Genomic DNA, 15,700 nt, shown 5'->3' with positions numbered 1-15,700 from the left:
GACAGTTTTAAGTATGAAATAGTTAATTGAAAACGGTCAACGCTAATCAGGGAAGTTCATTTGGGGTTTTTTAATATGCCTTTTACGCTTTATTCATCTTTGTTTTTCTGAAGTATGTTCTTCTCGCTATTCTCCTGTCCAGCCTTTTTCCTCACGTTTTTTGACATTCACCCGTCGCTTTACTATGAAAAAGTCAATTACGGCACTTGTTATTGTGCGTTTATCTGCAGGTACTGGCACCATACGCCTATTTTAATTATATTGTAGGGCTTTGCACTGTGCTATGAAAAAATTAGGAACCTTAGTTTTGCTAATAGGTTTGTTGCTCCCTATGGCCCTATGGGCCCAAGGGGAAACCGCAAACTGGTATTTTGGGGAACAGGCCGGTTTAAAATTCAACAATGACGGCAGTGTAAACGCGCTTACCGATGGTCGGTTGAATACCTTTGAAGGCTGTGCCACCATTTCCAATGCCTTTGGGGATTTACTTTTCTATACCGATGGTATCATCGTCTACGACCGGAACCATAATATCATGGAAAATGGCAGTGGTTTGTTTGGTGATCCTTCCAGTACTCAATCGGCCATCATAGTTCCAAAACCGGAAGACCCCAATATCTACTTTATATTTACCGTAGACACCTCTATTGCCGAAAACGATCCGGATAGGGGACTTAACTATTCCACTGTTGATATTTCGCTGAACAATGGCAACGGAGCGGTCGTACAAAAAAATAGAAGGCTTCTACAAGATTGCTCCGAAAAAATAGCCGCAGTTCGCAAAAACTGTTTTGATCAATCGATCTGGGTGGTTACCCTTGCCTCTGAAAATGGTACACTACCCACATTCAATACCTACCACGCTTTTGAGGTAAACACCTTGGGCGTTGCGAACATATCGGTAAAAACAACATTTCCGGACTTGGCGATAGATGACCCAAGAGGTGCCTTAAAGTTCGCTCCAAGTGGTACTATGATGGCCAGTGCAAATATGTTCTTTGGTTTACAATTGTATGATTTTGATTCGGATACCGGTTTGTTTTCCAACCAAATACAATTGCCTATAAACGAGCCAGATCAGTTTCCTTACGGTATTGAGTTTTCATCGAAGGGGCAATACCTCTATACGCACTCCACACGCTACAATGAAAACGAAACCTACCTCTCCTTACTGTCACAATTCGATGTTTTGGCCCAGGACATCCCTAATTCGCAAGTCGTATTGGATCGCAGACCGATATTTAGAGGTGCGCTACAAATTGGTAGTAACGGCAAAATATACAGAACCTTAGCGGATGATTATTTTAATGGCATTCCCTTTTTGAGCGTCATTAACACACCGGATGCTAAAGGCGATGGCTCAAATTATGTACATAGGTCAATTTCCTTGGGAGGACGCATAGGAACACAGGGGCTACCGCCCTTTATACAATCCTTTTTTGACAAGACAGACCTTCTTGTAGACGAAAATGGAAACGCTAGTAATTTTTTGGAACTATGCGAGGGAGCACCTTTTACCTTGGAGACCGAAGCATTTCCGGGAGCGACCTACAATTGGTCAAAAGACGGTATCCCTTTCCATAATCCCGATGAAAATAGATTGGTGGTCGATAGTTCCGAACTGGTAGATGCCGGCAGGTACCAGTTAGAAATAGTATTTTCCGACCCTCAAGAATGTCCTATTCTTGGAGAAGCCTTAATAATGCTTCAACCACGACCCCAGGGTGGTGTTTTAAATCTTAAACAGTGCGATATAGACGCCAATAGTTCCGATGGGATAACTACGGTAAACTTAAATCAATTAACAACTGGCACAACAGATATTTATCGTTTTTATGAATCCGAAGAAAATCGGGAAAATAATCTTGCCATTGCGAATGTAGGGAACTATAGCAATAGGAATCCATTCGAACAAACACTTTATTATCAAGTTACTAACCCTTCGGGGTGTGTAAACATGGGTACCTTGGAACTAGAAATTTTACCGATACCCTTTAGGGATGATACCGTTATTAACTTATATGAATGCGATGTTGACCCCAACGATGGTGAGCTTTCGGCCATTTTTGACCTATCAGGTTTGGAAATGAATCAAATGCTAGGTTTTGAAGTTGCATTCTATGGCAACCTGACAGATGCCTCCTTGGAACAAAATCCACTTAACAAAAACATGGCATCCGCCACTACGCTCATTTATGCACGTTTAGAAAATAGTAATCAATGCGAAAACATAGTACGTATTAACTTAATCGTGAATCCTAGCCCAACGGTGCAGTTACAAGATAATTACCTGCTGTGCACCAATGACCCACAACTGGTGCTTGAAGCCCCAGCTGGGTTTGACCTCTACCGATGGACAAAAATTACTGGTGGCGCAGAAGAAACCATGGGAACAAACCTTACATTTAACGGTACTGAAATAGGTAGCTATACCCTAACTGTAGGTTTCAGCTATCCAGGACAAGGCACTAACCAAGTATGCGAGTACAGTTTTCCGTTTACGATCTCTCCTTCCAACCCGGCATCGATAAAAAAAATAATAGTAGAGGACTTGGCAGATAATAACACGATACAGGTATTCGCCGAGGGGGATGGAGATTACGAATATGCGATTGATGGTATGAGTTTTCAGAACGACAATCTGTTCGAGGATATGGCTCCAGGACGTTACGAAATTACCGTGCGCGATAAAAATGGTTGCGGCACTATTGTTCAAAAAACAGCGGTACTCGGCTATCCAAAATTCTTTACTCCGAATGGGGACGGCATAAACGATTATTGGCAACTCATTGGGCTAGAAGAGAATTTTAGTGCAAACGCGTCTATTTCTATTTTTGATAGGTATGGTAAACTAGTGGCTAATTTAACCAATAACAACCCAACATGGAACGGAACTTGGAACTCAAGTCCGTTACCAGCGGACGATTATTGGTTTATGATAGCTTTAGAGGGCGGCAGAGAGCTAAAAGGCCATTTTTCATTGAAACGATAGTACATGATCAGCTTTCGTAAAACATATCGGCTAATTATTGTGCTAGTTCTATTGGTATCCTCACAAGGTCTTAAAGCACAGGACTGCCCCCTACTAACCTTACCTTTAAACGGGAGCACGGACATTGCAATTACCTCGGCCATTAGTTGGAATGCGGTACCCGGAGTAACAGCCTATATAATATCCCTGGGTACCACTCCTGGCGGTACAGAAATTTTAAACGGCTTAAATGTTGGAAGCGCTAGTACGTATAACCCGTTGTTGGGTCTGCCTGACAATACCCAGATTTATGTAACCATTAGCCTTTTTATTTTTGGCAATGTAACCAACATTATCTGTGCTAGCGAGACCTTTAGGACCGTTAATGTGACAGTGCCCCCGGGTTGTACAACGTTTGATAATCCTTTAAACGGTGCAACGGACGTGAGTATTGAAACGGATATTAGTTGGAACTACGCGACCTTTGCCACGGGATATTTGGTGTCTATCGGAACAACGCCAAACGGCACCGATATTACAAATAACATAGATCTTGGAAACAATCTCAGCTATGATCCACCATCAGATTTACCGCCAAATACGACCATTTTTGTTCGTGTTACTCCTTACAACGAAAACAACCCTAGCCCAACATGCGCTGAAATATCGTTTACAACCGCAGAGTTGGCTCCAATACCCCTATGTACCTCGCTCATATCCCCGGCAAACGGAGCTATTAATGTTCCACTTACACCACGTATTGAATGGAATGCCGTACCGGACGCTACAGGGTACCGGGTATCTATTGGGAATTCAGCAGCGGAGCGAAACATACTGGACAACGCTCCATTTTCGACCAATGCTACTACGGTTATCGATTTTGAGCCTAACACAACCTTTTTTATCACCATAGTCCCTTTTAATGCTACCGGTGATGCGGTAGGGTGTATTCAAGAGTCATTCTCCACAATCCCTGGATGCGGCCCCTATATTGACGAAAGTACAGGGGCAGTAAGCTTCCTGAATCCAACAACGGTTGTACCCGATGTAATAGAAATCTGTCTGGATGCACCTTCTGCCTCCTATACCTCTCCAGATAGCGCAGAGGGATATCGTTGGACCAATATTAGAAGAGGAAGTATAATATCGACAACCGCTGAAGTTACTTTTTCGGAACCAGGACAATATAGATATGAGGTTTTTAATATATTTTCTGTAGCCGATATTTTCATAGAGTGCCCTACTGTAAAGACTGTTACGGTTTTAGCCTCGGAAGTACCTAAAATTAATGATATAAAAGTCTCGGAAACTTCATTAGGACTTACACTTGAAGCCTTCGTGGCCGGTTCTGGAAGCTATGAATATGCATTGGACGATATAAACGGCCCGTACCAAGATGATAACAGATTTACCGGAGTATCGCCAGGTGATCATACCATATACGCCAGAGATAAAAATGGATGCGGCATAGCCGAAAGAACCACAGAAAACGAACTGAACCCAAACAGCTTTCCAAAATTCTTTACGCCTAATGGCGATGGCGTCAACGATTTTTGGCAATACATACCGCTCTTGGATAAAGGCCAACTAAATGTTAGTACTATTTTTATATTCAATAGATTTGGTGTATTAATTGCACAAATAGACCCTACCTCTCAAGGGTGGAACGGTTTACATAACGGAAGACCAGCACCTGAATCTGATTATTGGTTTACGGCAATATCAACCGAGAATGAATATATCAACGGCCATTTTTCCTTAAAACGATAGTTAAGGAATATTATTAATTGAGTTTAACGGCATATCGTTTCAAATTAGAATTAAAAGCATTGGTATACGTTTCTGAAACGTCATTTTGTATTTTTACAATATGAAATTTAAAATTGTATCGGAATTCAAACCAACAGGTGACCAGCCCAATGCCATAAAAGAACTTACGAAAGGCTTGGACCAAGGGGAAAAGTACCAAACCCTACTTGGGGTAACCGGATCGGGAAAGACCTTTACGGTGGCCAACGTTATAGAGAAGGTACAAAAACCGACCTTACTTCTTGCACACAACAAAACGCTGGCAGCACAACTATATTCGGAGTTTAAACAGTTTTTTCCGAACAATGCCGTTGAATATTTCGTATCCTATTATGATTACTATCAGCCTGAAGCTTTTATTCCAACCAGTGGTGTCTATATAGAAAAAGATCTATCTATCAACGAGGATATAGAAAAACTTCGATTAAGTACTACCTCCTCCTTGTTATCCGGACGCCGCGATGTGCTTGTTGTCGCATCCGTATCTTGTCTTTATGGTATAGGAAACCCCGTTGAGTTTCAAAAAAATGTCATCACCATAGAAAAAGACCAAGTAGTTGCGCGCACTAAATTCTTGCATCAACTCGTCCAAAGCCTATATTCAAGAACTACGGCAGATTTCCGTAACGGTAACTTTAGGGTAAAGGGAGATGTAGTGGACGTTTTCCCCAGTTATGCAGACCATGCTTTTAGAATACATTTCTTTGGGGACGAAATAGAGGAAATAGAAGCTTTTGACCCGTTTAACAACAATGTGATAGAGGTTTACGAAACCCTTACCATTTATCCGGCGAACATGTTCGTGACTTCTCCGGATATACTGCAAGGGGCGATACATAATATTCAAGATGATCTTGTAAAGCAAATAGACTACTTTAAGGAAATAGGAAAACCCTTGGAAGCAAAACGTTTGGAAGAACGAACTAACTTTGATTTGGAAATGATCCGGGAACTTGGTTATTGTTCTGGAATCGAGAACTATTCTAGATACCTTGACGGCAGGGAACCGGGAACTAGACCCTTTTGCCTATTGGATTATTTTCCGGATGATTACTTAATGGTCATAGATGAAAGCCATGTAACTATTCCTCAAGTACATGCTATGTACGGTGGAGACCGATCACGAAAAGTAAATTTAGTGGATTATGGATTCCGTTTACCTGCAGCTATGGACAACAGACCTTTAAAATTTGAAGAGTTTGAAGCGCTACAAAACCAAGTACTATACGTAAGTGCAACACCGGCAGATTATGAGCTCCAATTAAGTCAGGGTGTTTTTGTAGAACAGGTTATAAGACCTACAGGACTTTTAGACCCTGTTATAGAGGTAAGGCCCAGTTTAAATCAAATCGATGATTTGGTAGAGGAAATACAAATTAGAGTTGAAAAAGACGAACGTACGTTGGTTACAACGTTGACCAAACGCATGGCGGAAGAGTTGGCAAAATACCTCGACAGGATCAGTGTGCGGTGCAGATACATTCATAGTGATGTAGATACCTTGGAACGCGTAGAAATTATGCAAGATTTGAGAAAAGGTATTTTTGACGTACTAATTGGTGTTAACCTTTTAAGAGAAGGATTAGATCTACCAGAGGTATCCTTGGTGGCAATTTTAGACGCCGATAAAGAAGGTTTTTTACGTAGCAATAGATCCCTGACACAAACTGTTGGGCGAGCCGCGAGAAACTTAAACGGTCTTGCCATCATGTACGCGGACAAGATTACGGCAAGTATGCAAAAGACCATAGATGAAACAACCTATAGAAGGGAAAAACAGATTGCCTACAATGTTAAAAACAATATTACGCCAACAGCGTTGAACAAAAGTTTGGACAGTGTACTATCTAAAAATTCGGTCTCTACCTACCACTTTGAAAAGGAAGAATTAAGAGCAGCAGAACCCGACTTGCAATACCTAACAAAAGATCAAATAGAAAAGATGATTCGCGAAAAAAGAAAGGCGATGGAAAAGGCGGCAAAAGAGTTGGATTTTATGCAAGCTGCAAAACTACGTGACGAAATAAAGGGACTTCAAGAGCAGGAAATATAGTGCCAAACCTACTTAAACCCCAAATTTACGAATACTTAATGTTTAGGATAAATCAAACCTATTTAAAAAATTGGAATACAGCATATTAAAATAATTTTTAGATAAGTCTAAAAATTATAAATCATTCAATAGTTGATATGAAAATAAGGATTTTTTAAAAAAATAGTGGATACTAAAAAACATTAAAAAAACACTTGTTCGATTTTAAGAAGAAGCTAACTACCAGAGAAAAACACTTCTACTTTATCGAATATACAACAATATTTTGGTTTAAAAATCAAATATTGACCGTCTTAAAAACGGCAGTTAATTCTGCTCCTAAAACTAACCTTTTTCAACCGGTACACACTTCAAATATCCAAATTAAAAAAAGTACCAAGCCCCTGCTCTATTTCTATAAAAAACCGCACACAACCCGCCTTAGGATTTTCAATTTAAAGAGCAACCAACCGTTCAAAAAAATAGTTCATCTTCGATGTACGAAATAGCGTATTCTATATTTTCTCTTTAAATCCAAACAAAAAAAGTGTCCTGATTTCTCAAGACACTTTCTCAACCAACCAACCAAACTAAAACTTAAAAACGATATTTCCCCGTTTCTAAATTTAATCACTTTTCAACCTAAGCCAACTCGATCATGCGTTTTGGTTTTGGCAAGGCTTCCTCTTTTTTAGGTAAGGTAAACTTCAAAATTCCGTTTACATAATCCGCCTTAATTTCATCTAGATTTATAGTTTCCGGAAGTGAAAAAACTCTTTTAAAGGATCTAAAAGCAAATTCCCTACGGGTAAATTTCACCCCTTCGGTTTCCTTTTCGGTATTCACCTCGGAAGAAACCGTAAGCTTATTATCATCAACTTCTATCTTAAATTGTTCTTTAGTCCTACCCGGAACCGAAAGTGCTAACTCAAAAGCCTTTTCATTTTCTATTATATTCACAGCTGGCACTACAGCCGTTGCATCGTTCATTCCTCCAAACCAATCCGGTTTGAATATTTCATTCATTAACGAAGGAAACAACATATCATTACTTTTAACTAAACTCATAATTATATTTTTTTAATACGGTTAAACATCTGTTACGCTCTTCATAGGTCAAATCCTATACCAGTTCAAAAATACTGCCTTTTTGTCGGTTACCTCTGCTAATAAACTGTCTTTATGTCATATACAACTACCATTAGAACGCCTTATCTAATTAATCGCAACAGAAATGGGTGTTTTGAGTTGGTTAAGGAGCATAAACGAGTCAATAGCAAAGACCGAATTAGGTAAGACAACTATATACGTGCAACCGATACAAGGGAAACGGACCAACCCTGTTTTAATTTAGGACAATAAAGAAATCACTAGGCTATGGAATAATTTGGACTGCTTCTCCAAAGAATTTGGGAGCGTATCATCTCTCTCGAAGTCCAGCTTAAACCTTAGCTACATATACCGGCGTTGGGTACTAAACAACTACAGCACTATGGGCATATATGGTAAATCTTAAGTAACAGGTGATATAGGATATACAAGCGCTAGTTGTAGTGCGCCTTAAATATGTTGATGATAGTCTCCGGAGGAACAACCTTATTGGGATACTTGTGCATTATGGACAATACTTGCTGAATAGCAGATGGCGGAAGCCCCATAGCGAGTCCAATATCATGTAAACGCCTTATTTCGTTCAGCTCCTGGCCATCATCCACGTTCATTAGTAAAATAAGACGATTAAACTGAACTAAACGCTCTGCCTGTGATTTGGGTATCACATGTTCCGCTTCGTTTTTAAAAAGATCATCGAACACGGTTTTACGTATCCCAAGTTGTTGGGAGACGTTAAAAAGAAAATCATACTCCGCTTGTTTAATGGTATTGTCCACCCTGGCAAAAGAAATCATTTCTGAAAGTATACTAAGTTTTTCCTTTTCCGTATTCATGGCTATCTTATCAACTAATCTACAGCTATTTAAATAACTCTTCAAAACCCATTATCGTATATAATAAGCGTAATTATTTATAGTGCTCTTCTTCTTTGTGTAATTTATAATACCTTGCAATAAACTAGATACTAATGACAAATAATGATGTTTTCAAAAAACTACGTGTCGCATTAAAATTCAGGGACGACGATATTATACACATTCTAACCCTTGTAGATTTCAAAATATCAAAGACCGAGCTGAGCGCCTTCTTTAGAAAGGAAGACCACCCTAATTATATGGAATGTGGCGACCAGGTCTTACGGAATTTCCTAAACGGCTTGGTCATTCATTTAAGAGGCACCAAGGAGAATCCAAAAAACCCGGGAGAGGTCCTTCTAAGCCAAGCGAGGGAAGAGAACAAACAACATATTGATAAGGATAAAAGTTTTAAAGCAAAACAATTAAAAAAGATAGATAGGGCCGTGCCGAGTGTAAGATATAAGAACAAAAAAAAATCCTAAGGTAATGTCCTTAGGATTTTTTAGCTAATTCAAATGCATTCAAGAGGTTACTCTTACGGGAACGGTATACAGTTTTCCTTCGACTACATTAGAAATTTTTACTTTTTTATAGTTCAACCTGTTTTTAACGAAACGCTCTAGATTTTCAGAGGCGGTCTCTACAGAGAGTACTACAATTTGCCCTTCTTCGTTTAGCGTAAACCGTACTTGTGCAGTTGAATCACATTCCCCCTCCGAAAAAGAATTATCGGATAATAGTTCGGTAATCTGTTCGGATAGACCTCTGGTAGGCTCGGGAAGTTCCGGGGTGTTTGCAAAAATTGCACTCGTGGACAATAGCATTGCAGCTACGATAACATAACTTAATTTTCTCATGACTTGTTTGTTTTTAGTTCCGTTCGATGATTGTCGAAGTTAATCGGAACTTGATTAATAATTGATTGATGATGAATTACTTAAAAGACGCTCCAAAATGAATACTGTTACAATAAAATCGTTTTTTAACATTTTTTTAAAACGAAGTTATTCTACTTCTCCCTGAATGAGAAGGCATACCAGTTGCTTTTACAAACGATTTTCAAGGGCGGAATAAAACCTATTACATAAACCGCAACGAGCACTAGGCATGAACAAGGCAGTGGGCAAAGAAAATTTTAAACTCAAAAAAGAAAACTGCCACAAACCAATTTGCGGTACAAAAAAAGGGCAGCGTTTAAAAACGCTGCCCTAATTCCATTAAAACTACTATAATTTACATTAGGCTAAAACTTCTTTAACCTTGTCCGCAGCCTCTTGAAACTGCACGGCCGAATGTACTGCGAGTCCCGAGTTATCTATGATTTCCTTTGCTATTTCCGCATTAGTACCTTGTAAACGAACTATAATTGGAACATTCATGGCGTCTCCCATATTTTTATAGGCCTCTACGATTCCGTTTGCCACCCTATCACAACGTACGATACCGCCAAAGATGTTTACCAAAATAGCCTTTACTCCAGGGTCTTTTAATATAATACGAAAAGCTTCTTCAACCCTCTTGGCATCTGCCGTACCACCTACATCCAAGAAGTTGGCAGGCTCTCCACCGGCCATCTTGATCAAGTCCATGGTCGCCATTGCAAGACCCGCCCCATTTACCATACAGCCAACATTACCGTCTAAATCAACATAATTAAGACCCAAAGCGCTTGCCTCTACTTCAATAGGATTCTCTTCACGTAAATCGCGCATTTCGGCATATTGCTTTCTGCGGTACAACGCATTATCATCAATGGAAACTTTGGCATCCACGGCCATAATTTTATCGTCCGAGGTCTTTAATACCGGATTGATCTCGAACATGCTGGAATCACTTTCAACGTAGGCCTTGTATAGCGAAGCAACAAACTTTGTCATTTCTTTAAAAGCCATTCCCGAAAGCCCTAGGTTAAAAGCAATTTTACGTGCCTGAAACCCCAATAATCCTGTTCCAGGATCTATTTCCTCGGTAAAGATCAGATGTGGCGTCTTTTCTGCAACCTCTTCTATATCCATCCCACCTTCGGTGGAGTACATGATCATATTTTTACCAGTTCCCCTATTCAAAAGCACCGACATGTAGAACTCACTGGTTTCACTATCCCCTGGATAGTAAACGTCCTCGCATACCAATACTTGGTGCACTCTTTTTCCTTGGGCAGACGTTTGAGGCGTAACCAAATCCATCCCAATAATAGTTCCGGCTATCTCTTCGACCTCCTTAACGTTTTTCGCAAGTTTTACCCCGCCACCCTTACCACGACCACCTGCATGCACCTGTGCTTTTATAACATGCCATCCGGTTCCAGTTTCTTCGGTTAACTTTTTTGCGGCATCTACAGCTTCTTTTGGGCTGTGGGCTACGATACCTCTTTGTATGCGTACGCCAAAACTGGCCAATATCTCTTTTCCTTGATATTCGTGAAGATCCATATATATTCGTGATTTTATTAGTTCTGCAAAAATAGGAAACGAGGGGTAATAATCGAAAAATTAAAATGAATAATTCACCGTTTGGGACCGATCTGCACACCATTTCGTTACTCTATTTCAATATCCTTAAAATCTAGAGGGTCAAAATTTTTAAAATGTCCATTTAATTCAATGGCCCGCCTAGTTCTTTCCACCTCGCTCAGTACCCCTATCGTTCTTATTAAATGCTCGTTTATAAAAATAAGACGATCCATTTCTTTTGGAATTTGCAACAATGCATATTCTTGTTCAAAAGAAAGTCCCATTTTATGTGCTAAGGTAAAACTATTGAACTTTTCTAAACTTGCGGAGGAAAAGGGCACTTCCATAATAGCGTACAAATCCCTAATATTGTTTAATACCTGGGTTTTGAAAGTTTCATCAGCTTCATAATCGTAGGCTAACAGCTCCACATCTCCGCCCGCATACAATTTACCGTTGAACTGCTGTTCAAAAGAGCGTAATTTAAATACCTGTCTGGCAACGCAAACCACATCCATCTCACCACTCTCGTAACGCGTGACCACCTCTACAAGCTGCACCTCAACACCATATTGCATACCATTATTAATGTATACCGGTATGCCAAAGGTTATGGCCTCGTCCTTACAATCATTTATCAATTGCTTGTAGCGCGGCTCAAAAATATGTAACGGTACGGTTTCGCCAGGAAAAAATATGGACTGTAATGGAAATAAAGGTAATCTCATCTTAAATATGTTTATCCAATTAATTAACAATAGTCTACACATGGTAGTATATGCCACGCTTCAGAAGAAACGTTGGCAAGTCTTTTCACTATTTAAAATTACGACCAGTAGACCGGTAAGACAAGCAATCTAAAATTTATATATTGTTTCAAATGTAACAAATTGTGATATTTAAACTTATTCTGTAATTTTTTTTGTGGAAACCAGTACAGTACTCTAGATTTGCCAAAAAGTTTTAGTTATGAGAAACACGGATTTATTAAAAATAGCAAAAACGTACGGTGATCCGGTTTACGTTTATGACTCCGCTAAAATAATTTCACAATTCAACAGACTTACCAATGCCTTTGGTTCTGTAAAACATCTGAAGTTGAACTATGCCGCAAAGGCCCTTTCAAACATCAGTATCCTTAAACTAATGAACAGTTTAGGAAGCGGTCTGGATACGGTATCCATACAAGAGGTACAGTTAGGACTTTTAGCAGGCTTTAAGCCAGAATCCATCATATTTACCCCTAACGGGGTTTCTCTTGAAGAGATAGAGGAGGCAGCTAAACTAGGTGTTCGCATCAATATAGACAACCTCTCCATTTTGGAGCAATTTGGGAGTAAGCATCCAAAAATTCCCGTTTGTATCCGTATCAATCCGCATGTCATGGCTGGTGGAAACTCTAATATTTCCGTGGGACATATCGATTCTAAATTCGGCATCAGCATACATCAAATTCCACACCTATTACGCATTGTGGAACTCACCCAAATGAATATTAACGGTATTCACATGCATACGGGGAGTGATATATTAGATATTGATGTGTTCTTGTACGCGTCGGAAATTTTATTTGAAACGGCCAAAAATTTCAAGAACCTGGATTTTATAGATTTTGGAAGTGGGTTTAAGGTACCTTATAAAGATGGGGATATAGAGACCAATATAGAGGAGCTGGGCAAAAAGTTGAGCACTCGGTTCAACGAATTCTGTGCCGAGTACGGCAAAGAACTAACACTAGCTTTTGAGCCGGGCAAGTTTTTGGTGAGCGAGGCAGGATTTTTCTTGGCCAAAGTAAACGTAGTAAAACAAACGACATCTACCGTATTCGCAAGTATAGATTCTGGTTTTAACCACCTTATACGCCCCATGCTTTATGGTTCTAGCCACGAAATTGAAAACATATCCAATCCTGAGGGCAGGGAACGGTATTACTCCGTGGTGGGTTATATATGTGAAACGGATACTTTTGCCAGTAACAGGAGGATCAACGAAATTACCGAAGGAGATATTCTTTCCTTTAAAAATGCAGGTGCGTACTGCTTTACCATGGCCAGTAATTATAATTCCAGATTTAGGCCACCGGAGGTATTGTGGCATGAAGGAAAAGCCATATTAATACGGGAACGTGAAACTTTTGATGATTTGGTCAAAAACCAAGTAGACACCAAAGACCTGTTCACCGTCAAGCAGATTGCATCGGTAAAATAAAAACAAAGAAAATTCGTTAGCTTTGGTATACTAATTGGACTAAGGCTCAAATGAATATCATGCAAACGAACTCTATAGATTATAAAAACATCGGGCTTACCGGGTTTCTACTACTTTTTACATCGTTTTTATTTGCTCAAGAAGTCAATTGGGTCTCCTTTTCGCAAGCGGTTGAACTGGCCGCCACCGAAGAAAATCCAAAAAAAGTTTTTATAGATGTCTACACCGACTGGTGCGGATGGTGCAAAAAAATGGATAAGGATACCTTTCAAAACCCGGAAGTTGCCAAATATATGGAAGCCAATTTCTATATGGTAAAGATGGACGGTGAAGGAAAAGACCCGATCGAGTTTAAAGGAAAGACCTATAAGTTCATCGCTTCTGGACGTAAGGGATATCATGAACTGGCCGCAGCGTTAATGCAGGGCAGACTAAGTTATCCCACTACTATCTTTCTAGACGAAGAATTGAATATGCTTTCACCGGTACCTGGATATCAAAAACCTGAACCTTTCCTAAATATCGCCAAATATTTTGGAGAAGATATTTATAAGGACAAGGATTGGAAAACATACGCTGGGGCAAAGTAGTACCACTGTTAAACTTTGCGACCGCAGGAACACAAAAATTAAAAAAGCCTAGCAGTCTTATAAGTGCTAGGCTCTTTTGATATATTTATTTGATACTCCTTACTATCTACTATAATTAGGACTCTCTTTGGTAATGGTCACATCATGTGGATGACTTTCATTTATACCACTAGCGGTTATTTTGACAAAGCGCCCTGTTTCCTTTAAGGTATCAACATCTTTTGCACCACAATACCCCATTCCTGCACGCAACCCTCCAACAAACTGGTGAATACTTTCATATAGATCGCCTTTGTAGGGAACACGGCCAACAATACCTTCTGGCACCAGCTTTTTGATATCGTCCTCGACATCTTGGAAGTAACGGTCTTTACTTCCCTGCTTCATTGCTTCCACGGAGCCCATACCGCGGTAAGACTTGAATTTTCTGCCCTCATATATAATGGTTTCTCCCGGCGATTCTTTTGTACCTGCCAAAAGCGAGCCCAACATTACGGTATCCGCTCCTGCCGCAATGGCTTTTGGAATATCACCTGTATATCGTATACCGCCGTCCGCAATTACCGGAACACCTGAACCTTTTATGGCCGCCGCTACTTCGAGCACTGCTGAAAACTGAGGAAAACCAACACCTGCAACTACCCTCGTCGTGCATATAGAACCCGGACCGATACCGACCTTTACCGCATCAGCACCAGCTTCCACTAAATACTTTGCCGCCTCGCCAGTTGCTATGTTACCAACAATAACGTCCAGGTCGGGGAATCTTTTTTTAACCGATTTCAAGACCGCGACCACTCCCTTGGTATGACCATGTGCCGTATCGATAACAACCGCATCTACGCCCGCTGCCACCAAGGCAGCTGCCCTGTCCGAAGCATCTGCAGTTACCCCTAAAGCTGCTGCAACACGTAACCTGCCGTACCGGTCTTTGTTTGCATTTGGTTTTTGGGTAAGCTTGGTAATATCCCTAAATGTAATTAAGCCGACCAACTTATTGTCACCATCGACTACGGGAAGTTTTTCTATTTTATGCTCTTGGAGAATATCCTCCGCTTCCGAAAGTGAAGTTCCTTCTGCGGCCGTAACCAAATTATCCGAGGTCATGACTTCGGCAATTGGTCTGTTATTATTTTTTTCAAAACGCAAGTCCCTATTGGTAACGATACCTATAAGCTTTCCGGCGTCGTCTACGATAGGAATACCTCCAATGCTGTGCTCCTTCATGTTGGCCTTAGCATCGCCTACTTTAGAATCCAAGGGCATGGTAACGGGGTCCAATATCATTCCGCTTTCCGCACGCTTTACCTTTCTCACCTTTATCGCTTGTTGCTCAATGGTCATATTCTTGTGAAGCACACCGATACCGCCTTCTTGCGCAATGGCTATTGCCATTCTACTTTCAGTCACTGTATCCATAGCCGCAGAAACTATAGGCACGTTTATGGTTATGTTACGGGTAAACTTGGATTTTATACTAACATCTCGAGGCAGTACCTCTGAATAAGCGGGCACTAAAAGTACGTCGTCGTACGTAAGGCCTTCTCCGAGAATTTTATTTAGGTGAGCTTCCATGCAATTAGGGATTTAATTGCGTGCAAATATAGTAATTAATATTGGTTTATTCGGAAATACCTAAAGAGCGCCGCGCTCCTAGTAACAAGAAT

The 15,700-nt window shown here is 40.3% G+C and carries 12 protein-coding genes; 6 read left to right on the top strand and 6 right to left on the bottom strand.

The window, feature by feature from the left end; genetic code table 11:
- Positions 1–283 precede the first annotated feature (283 nt).
- The 3 genes from ACFQZJ_RS05910 (at position 284) to uvrB (ending at position 6,833) form a co-directional block, all read left to right on the top strand.
- Positions 284–2,992, top strand: a complete 2,709-nt coding sequence (locus ACFQZJ_RS05910) for a T9SS type B sorting domain-containing protein (RefSeq protein WP_379932991.1) — start codon at positions 284–286, stop codon at positions 2,990–2,992.
- Positions 2,993–2,995: 3 nt separating this feature from the next.
- Entirely contained in the window at positions 2,996–4,741 is a 1,746-nt protein-coding gene (locus ACFQZJ_RS05905) for a T9SS type B sorting domain-containing protein (RefSeq protein WP_379932989.1), read from the top strand.
- Positions 4,742–4,841: 100 nt separating this feature from the next.
- Complete coding sequence (uvrB, locus tag ACFQZJ_RS05900) at positions 4,842–6,833, top strand: excinuclease ABC subunit UvrB (RefSeq protein WP_379932988.1); 1,992 nt, start codon at positions 4,842–4,844, stop codon at positions 6,831–6,833.
- 621 nt (positions 6,834–7,454) lie between these two features.
- Here uvrB and ACFQZJ_RS05895 read toward each other — a convergent pair.
- Both ACFQZJ_RS05895 and ACFQZJ_RS05890 read right to left on the bottom strand, forming a co-directional pair.
- Positions 7,455–7,880, bottom strand: a complete 426-nt coding sequence (locus ACFQZJ_RS05895; RefSeq protein WP_379932987.1) for an Hsp20/alpha crystallin family protein — start codon at positions 7,878–7,880, stop codon at positions 7,455–7,457.
- Positions 7,881–8,356: 476 nt separating this feature from the next.
- A complete protein-coding gene (locus ACFQZJ_RS05890) occupies positions 8,357–8,758 on the bottom strand; it encodes a TerB family tellurite resistance protein (protein WP_379932986.1) in 402 nt (133 codons plus the stop codon).
- A gap of 134 nt (positions 8,759–8,892) precedes the next feature.
- Here ACFQZJ_RS05890 and ACFQZJ_RS05885 point away from each other — a divergent pair, with 134 nt between their 5' ends.
- On the top strand, positions 8,893–9,264 hold the full coding sequence (locus ACFQZJ_RS05885; protein WP_379932985.1) for a DUF1456 family protein: 372 nt from the start codon (positions 8,893–8,895) through the stop codon (positions 9,262–9,264).
- Between the two features lie 39 nt (positions 9,265–9,303).
- On the opposite strand, the gene ACFQZJ_RS05880 is transcribed toward ACFQZJ_RS05885, so the two are convergent.
- The 3 genes from ACFQZJ_RS05880 to ACFQZJ_RS05870 all read right to left on the bottom strand — a co-directional run bounded on the left by ACFQZJ_RS05880 (position 9,304) and on the right by ACFQZJ_RS05870 (position 11,963).
- Positions 9,304–9,639, bottom strand: coding sequence for a hypothetical protein (locus ACFQZJ_RS05880; protein WP_379932983.1), 336 nt, complete (start codon positions 9,637–9,639; stop codon positions 9,304–9,306).
- 381 nt (positions 9,640–10,020) lie between these two features.
- Positions 10,021–11,214, bottom strand: a complete 1,194-nt coding sequence (sucC, locus tag ACFQZJ_RS05875; RefSeq protein ID WP_379932981.1) for an ADP-forming succinate--CoA ligase subunit beta — start codon at positions 11,212–11,214, stop codon at positions 10,021–10,023.
- Between the two features lie 107 nt (positions 11,215–11,321).
- Complete coding sequence (locus ACFQZJ_RS05870; RefSeq protein WP_379932979.1) at positions 11,322–11,963, bottom strand: LON peptidase substrate-binding domain-containing protein; 642 nt, start codon at positions 11,961–11,963, stop codon at positions 11,322–11,324.
- A 241-nt stretch (positions 11,964–12,204) separates the two neighbouring features.
- Between ACFQZJ_RS05870 and lysA the strand changes: the two genes are divergently transcribed.
- Positions 12,205–13,443, top strand: coding sequence for a diaminopimelate decarboxylase (lysA, locus tag ACFQZJ_RS05865; protein ID WP_379932977.1), 1,239 nt, complete (start codon positions 12,205–12,207; stop codon positions 13,441–13,443).
- A 59-nt stretch (positions 13,444–13,502) separates the two neighbouring features.
- Complete coding sequence (locus ACFQZJ_RS05860; RefSeq protein WP_379932976.1) at positions 13,503–14,033, top strand: thioredoxin family protein; 531 nt, start codon at positions 13,503–13,505, stop codon at positions 14,031–14,033.
- 102 nt (positions 14,034–14,135) lie between these two features.
- On the opposite strand, the gene guaB is transcribed toward ACFQZJ_RS05860, so the two are convergent.
- On the bottom strand, positions 14,136–15,608 hold the full coding sequence (gene guaB, locus ACFQZJ_RS05855) for an IMP dehydrogenase (RefSeq protein ID WP_379932974.1): 1,473 nt from the start codon (positions 15,606–15,608) through the stop codon (positions 14,136–14,138).
- Positions 15,609–15,700 lie beyond the last annotated feature (92 nt).

It is taken from the genome of Maribacter chungangensis (assembly GCF_042676845.1).
Lineage (GTDB): Bacteria > Bacteroidota > Bacteroidia > Flavobacteriales > Flavobacteriaceae > Maribacter > Maribacter chungangensis.
This window is presented reverse-complemented; position numbering and strand designations above follow the sequence as displayed.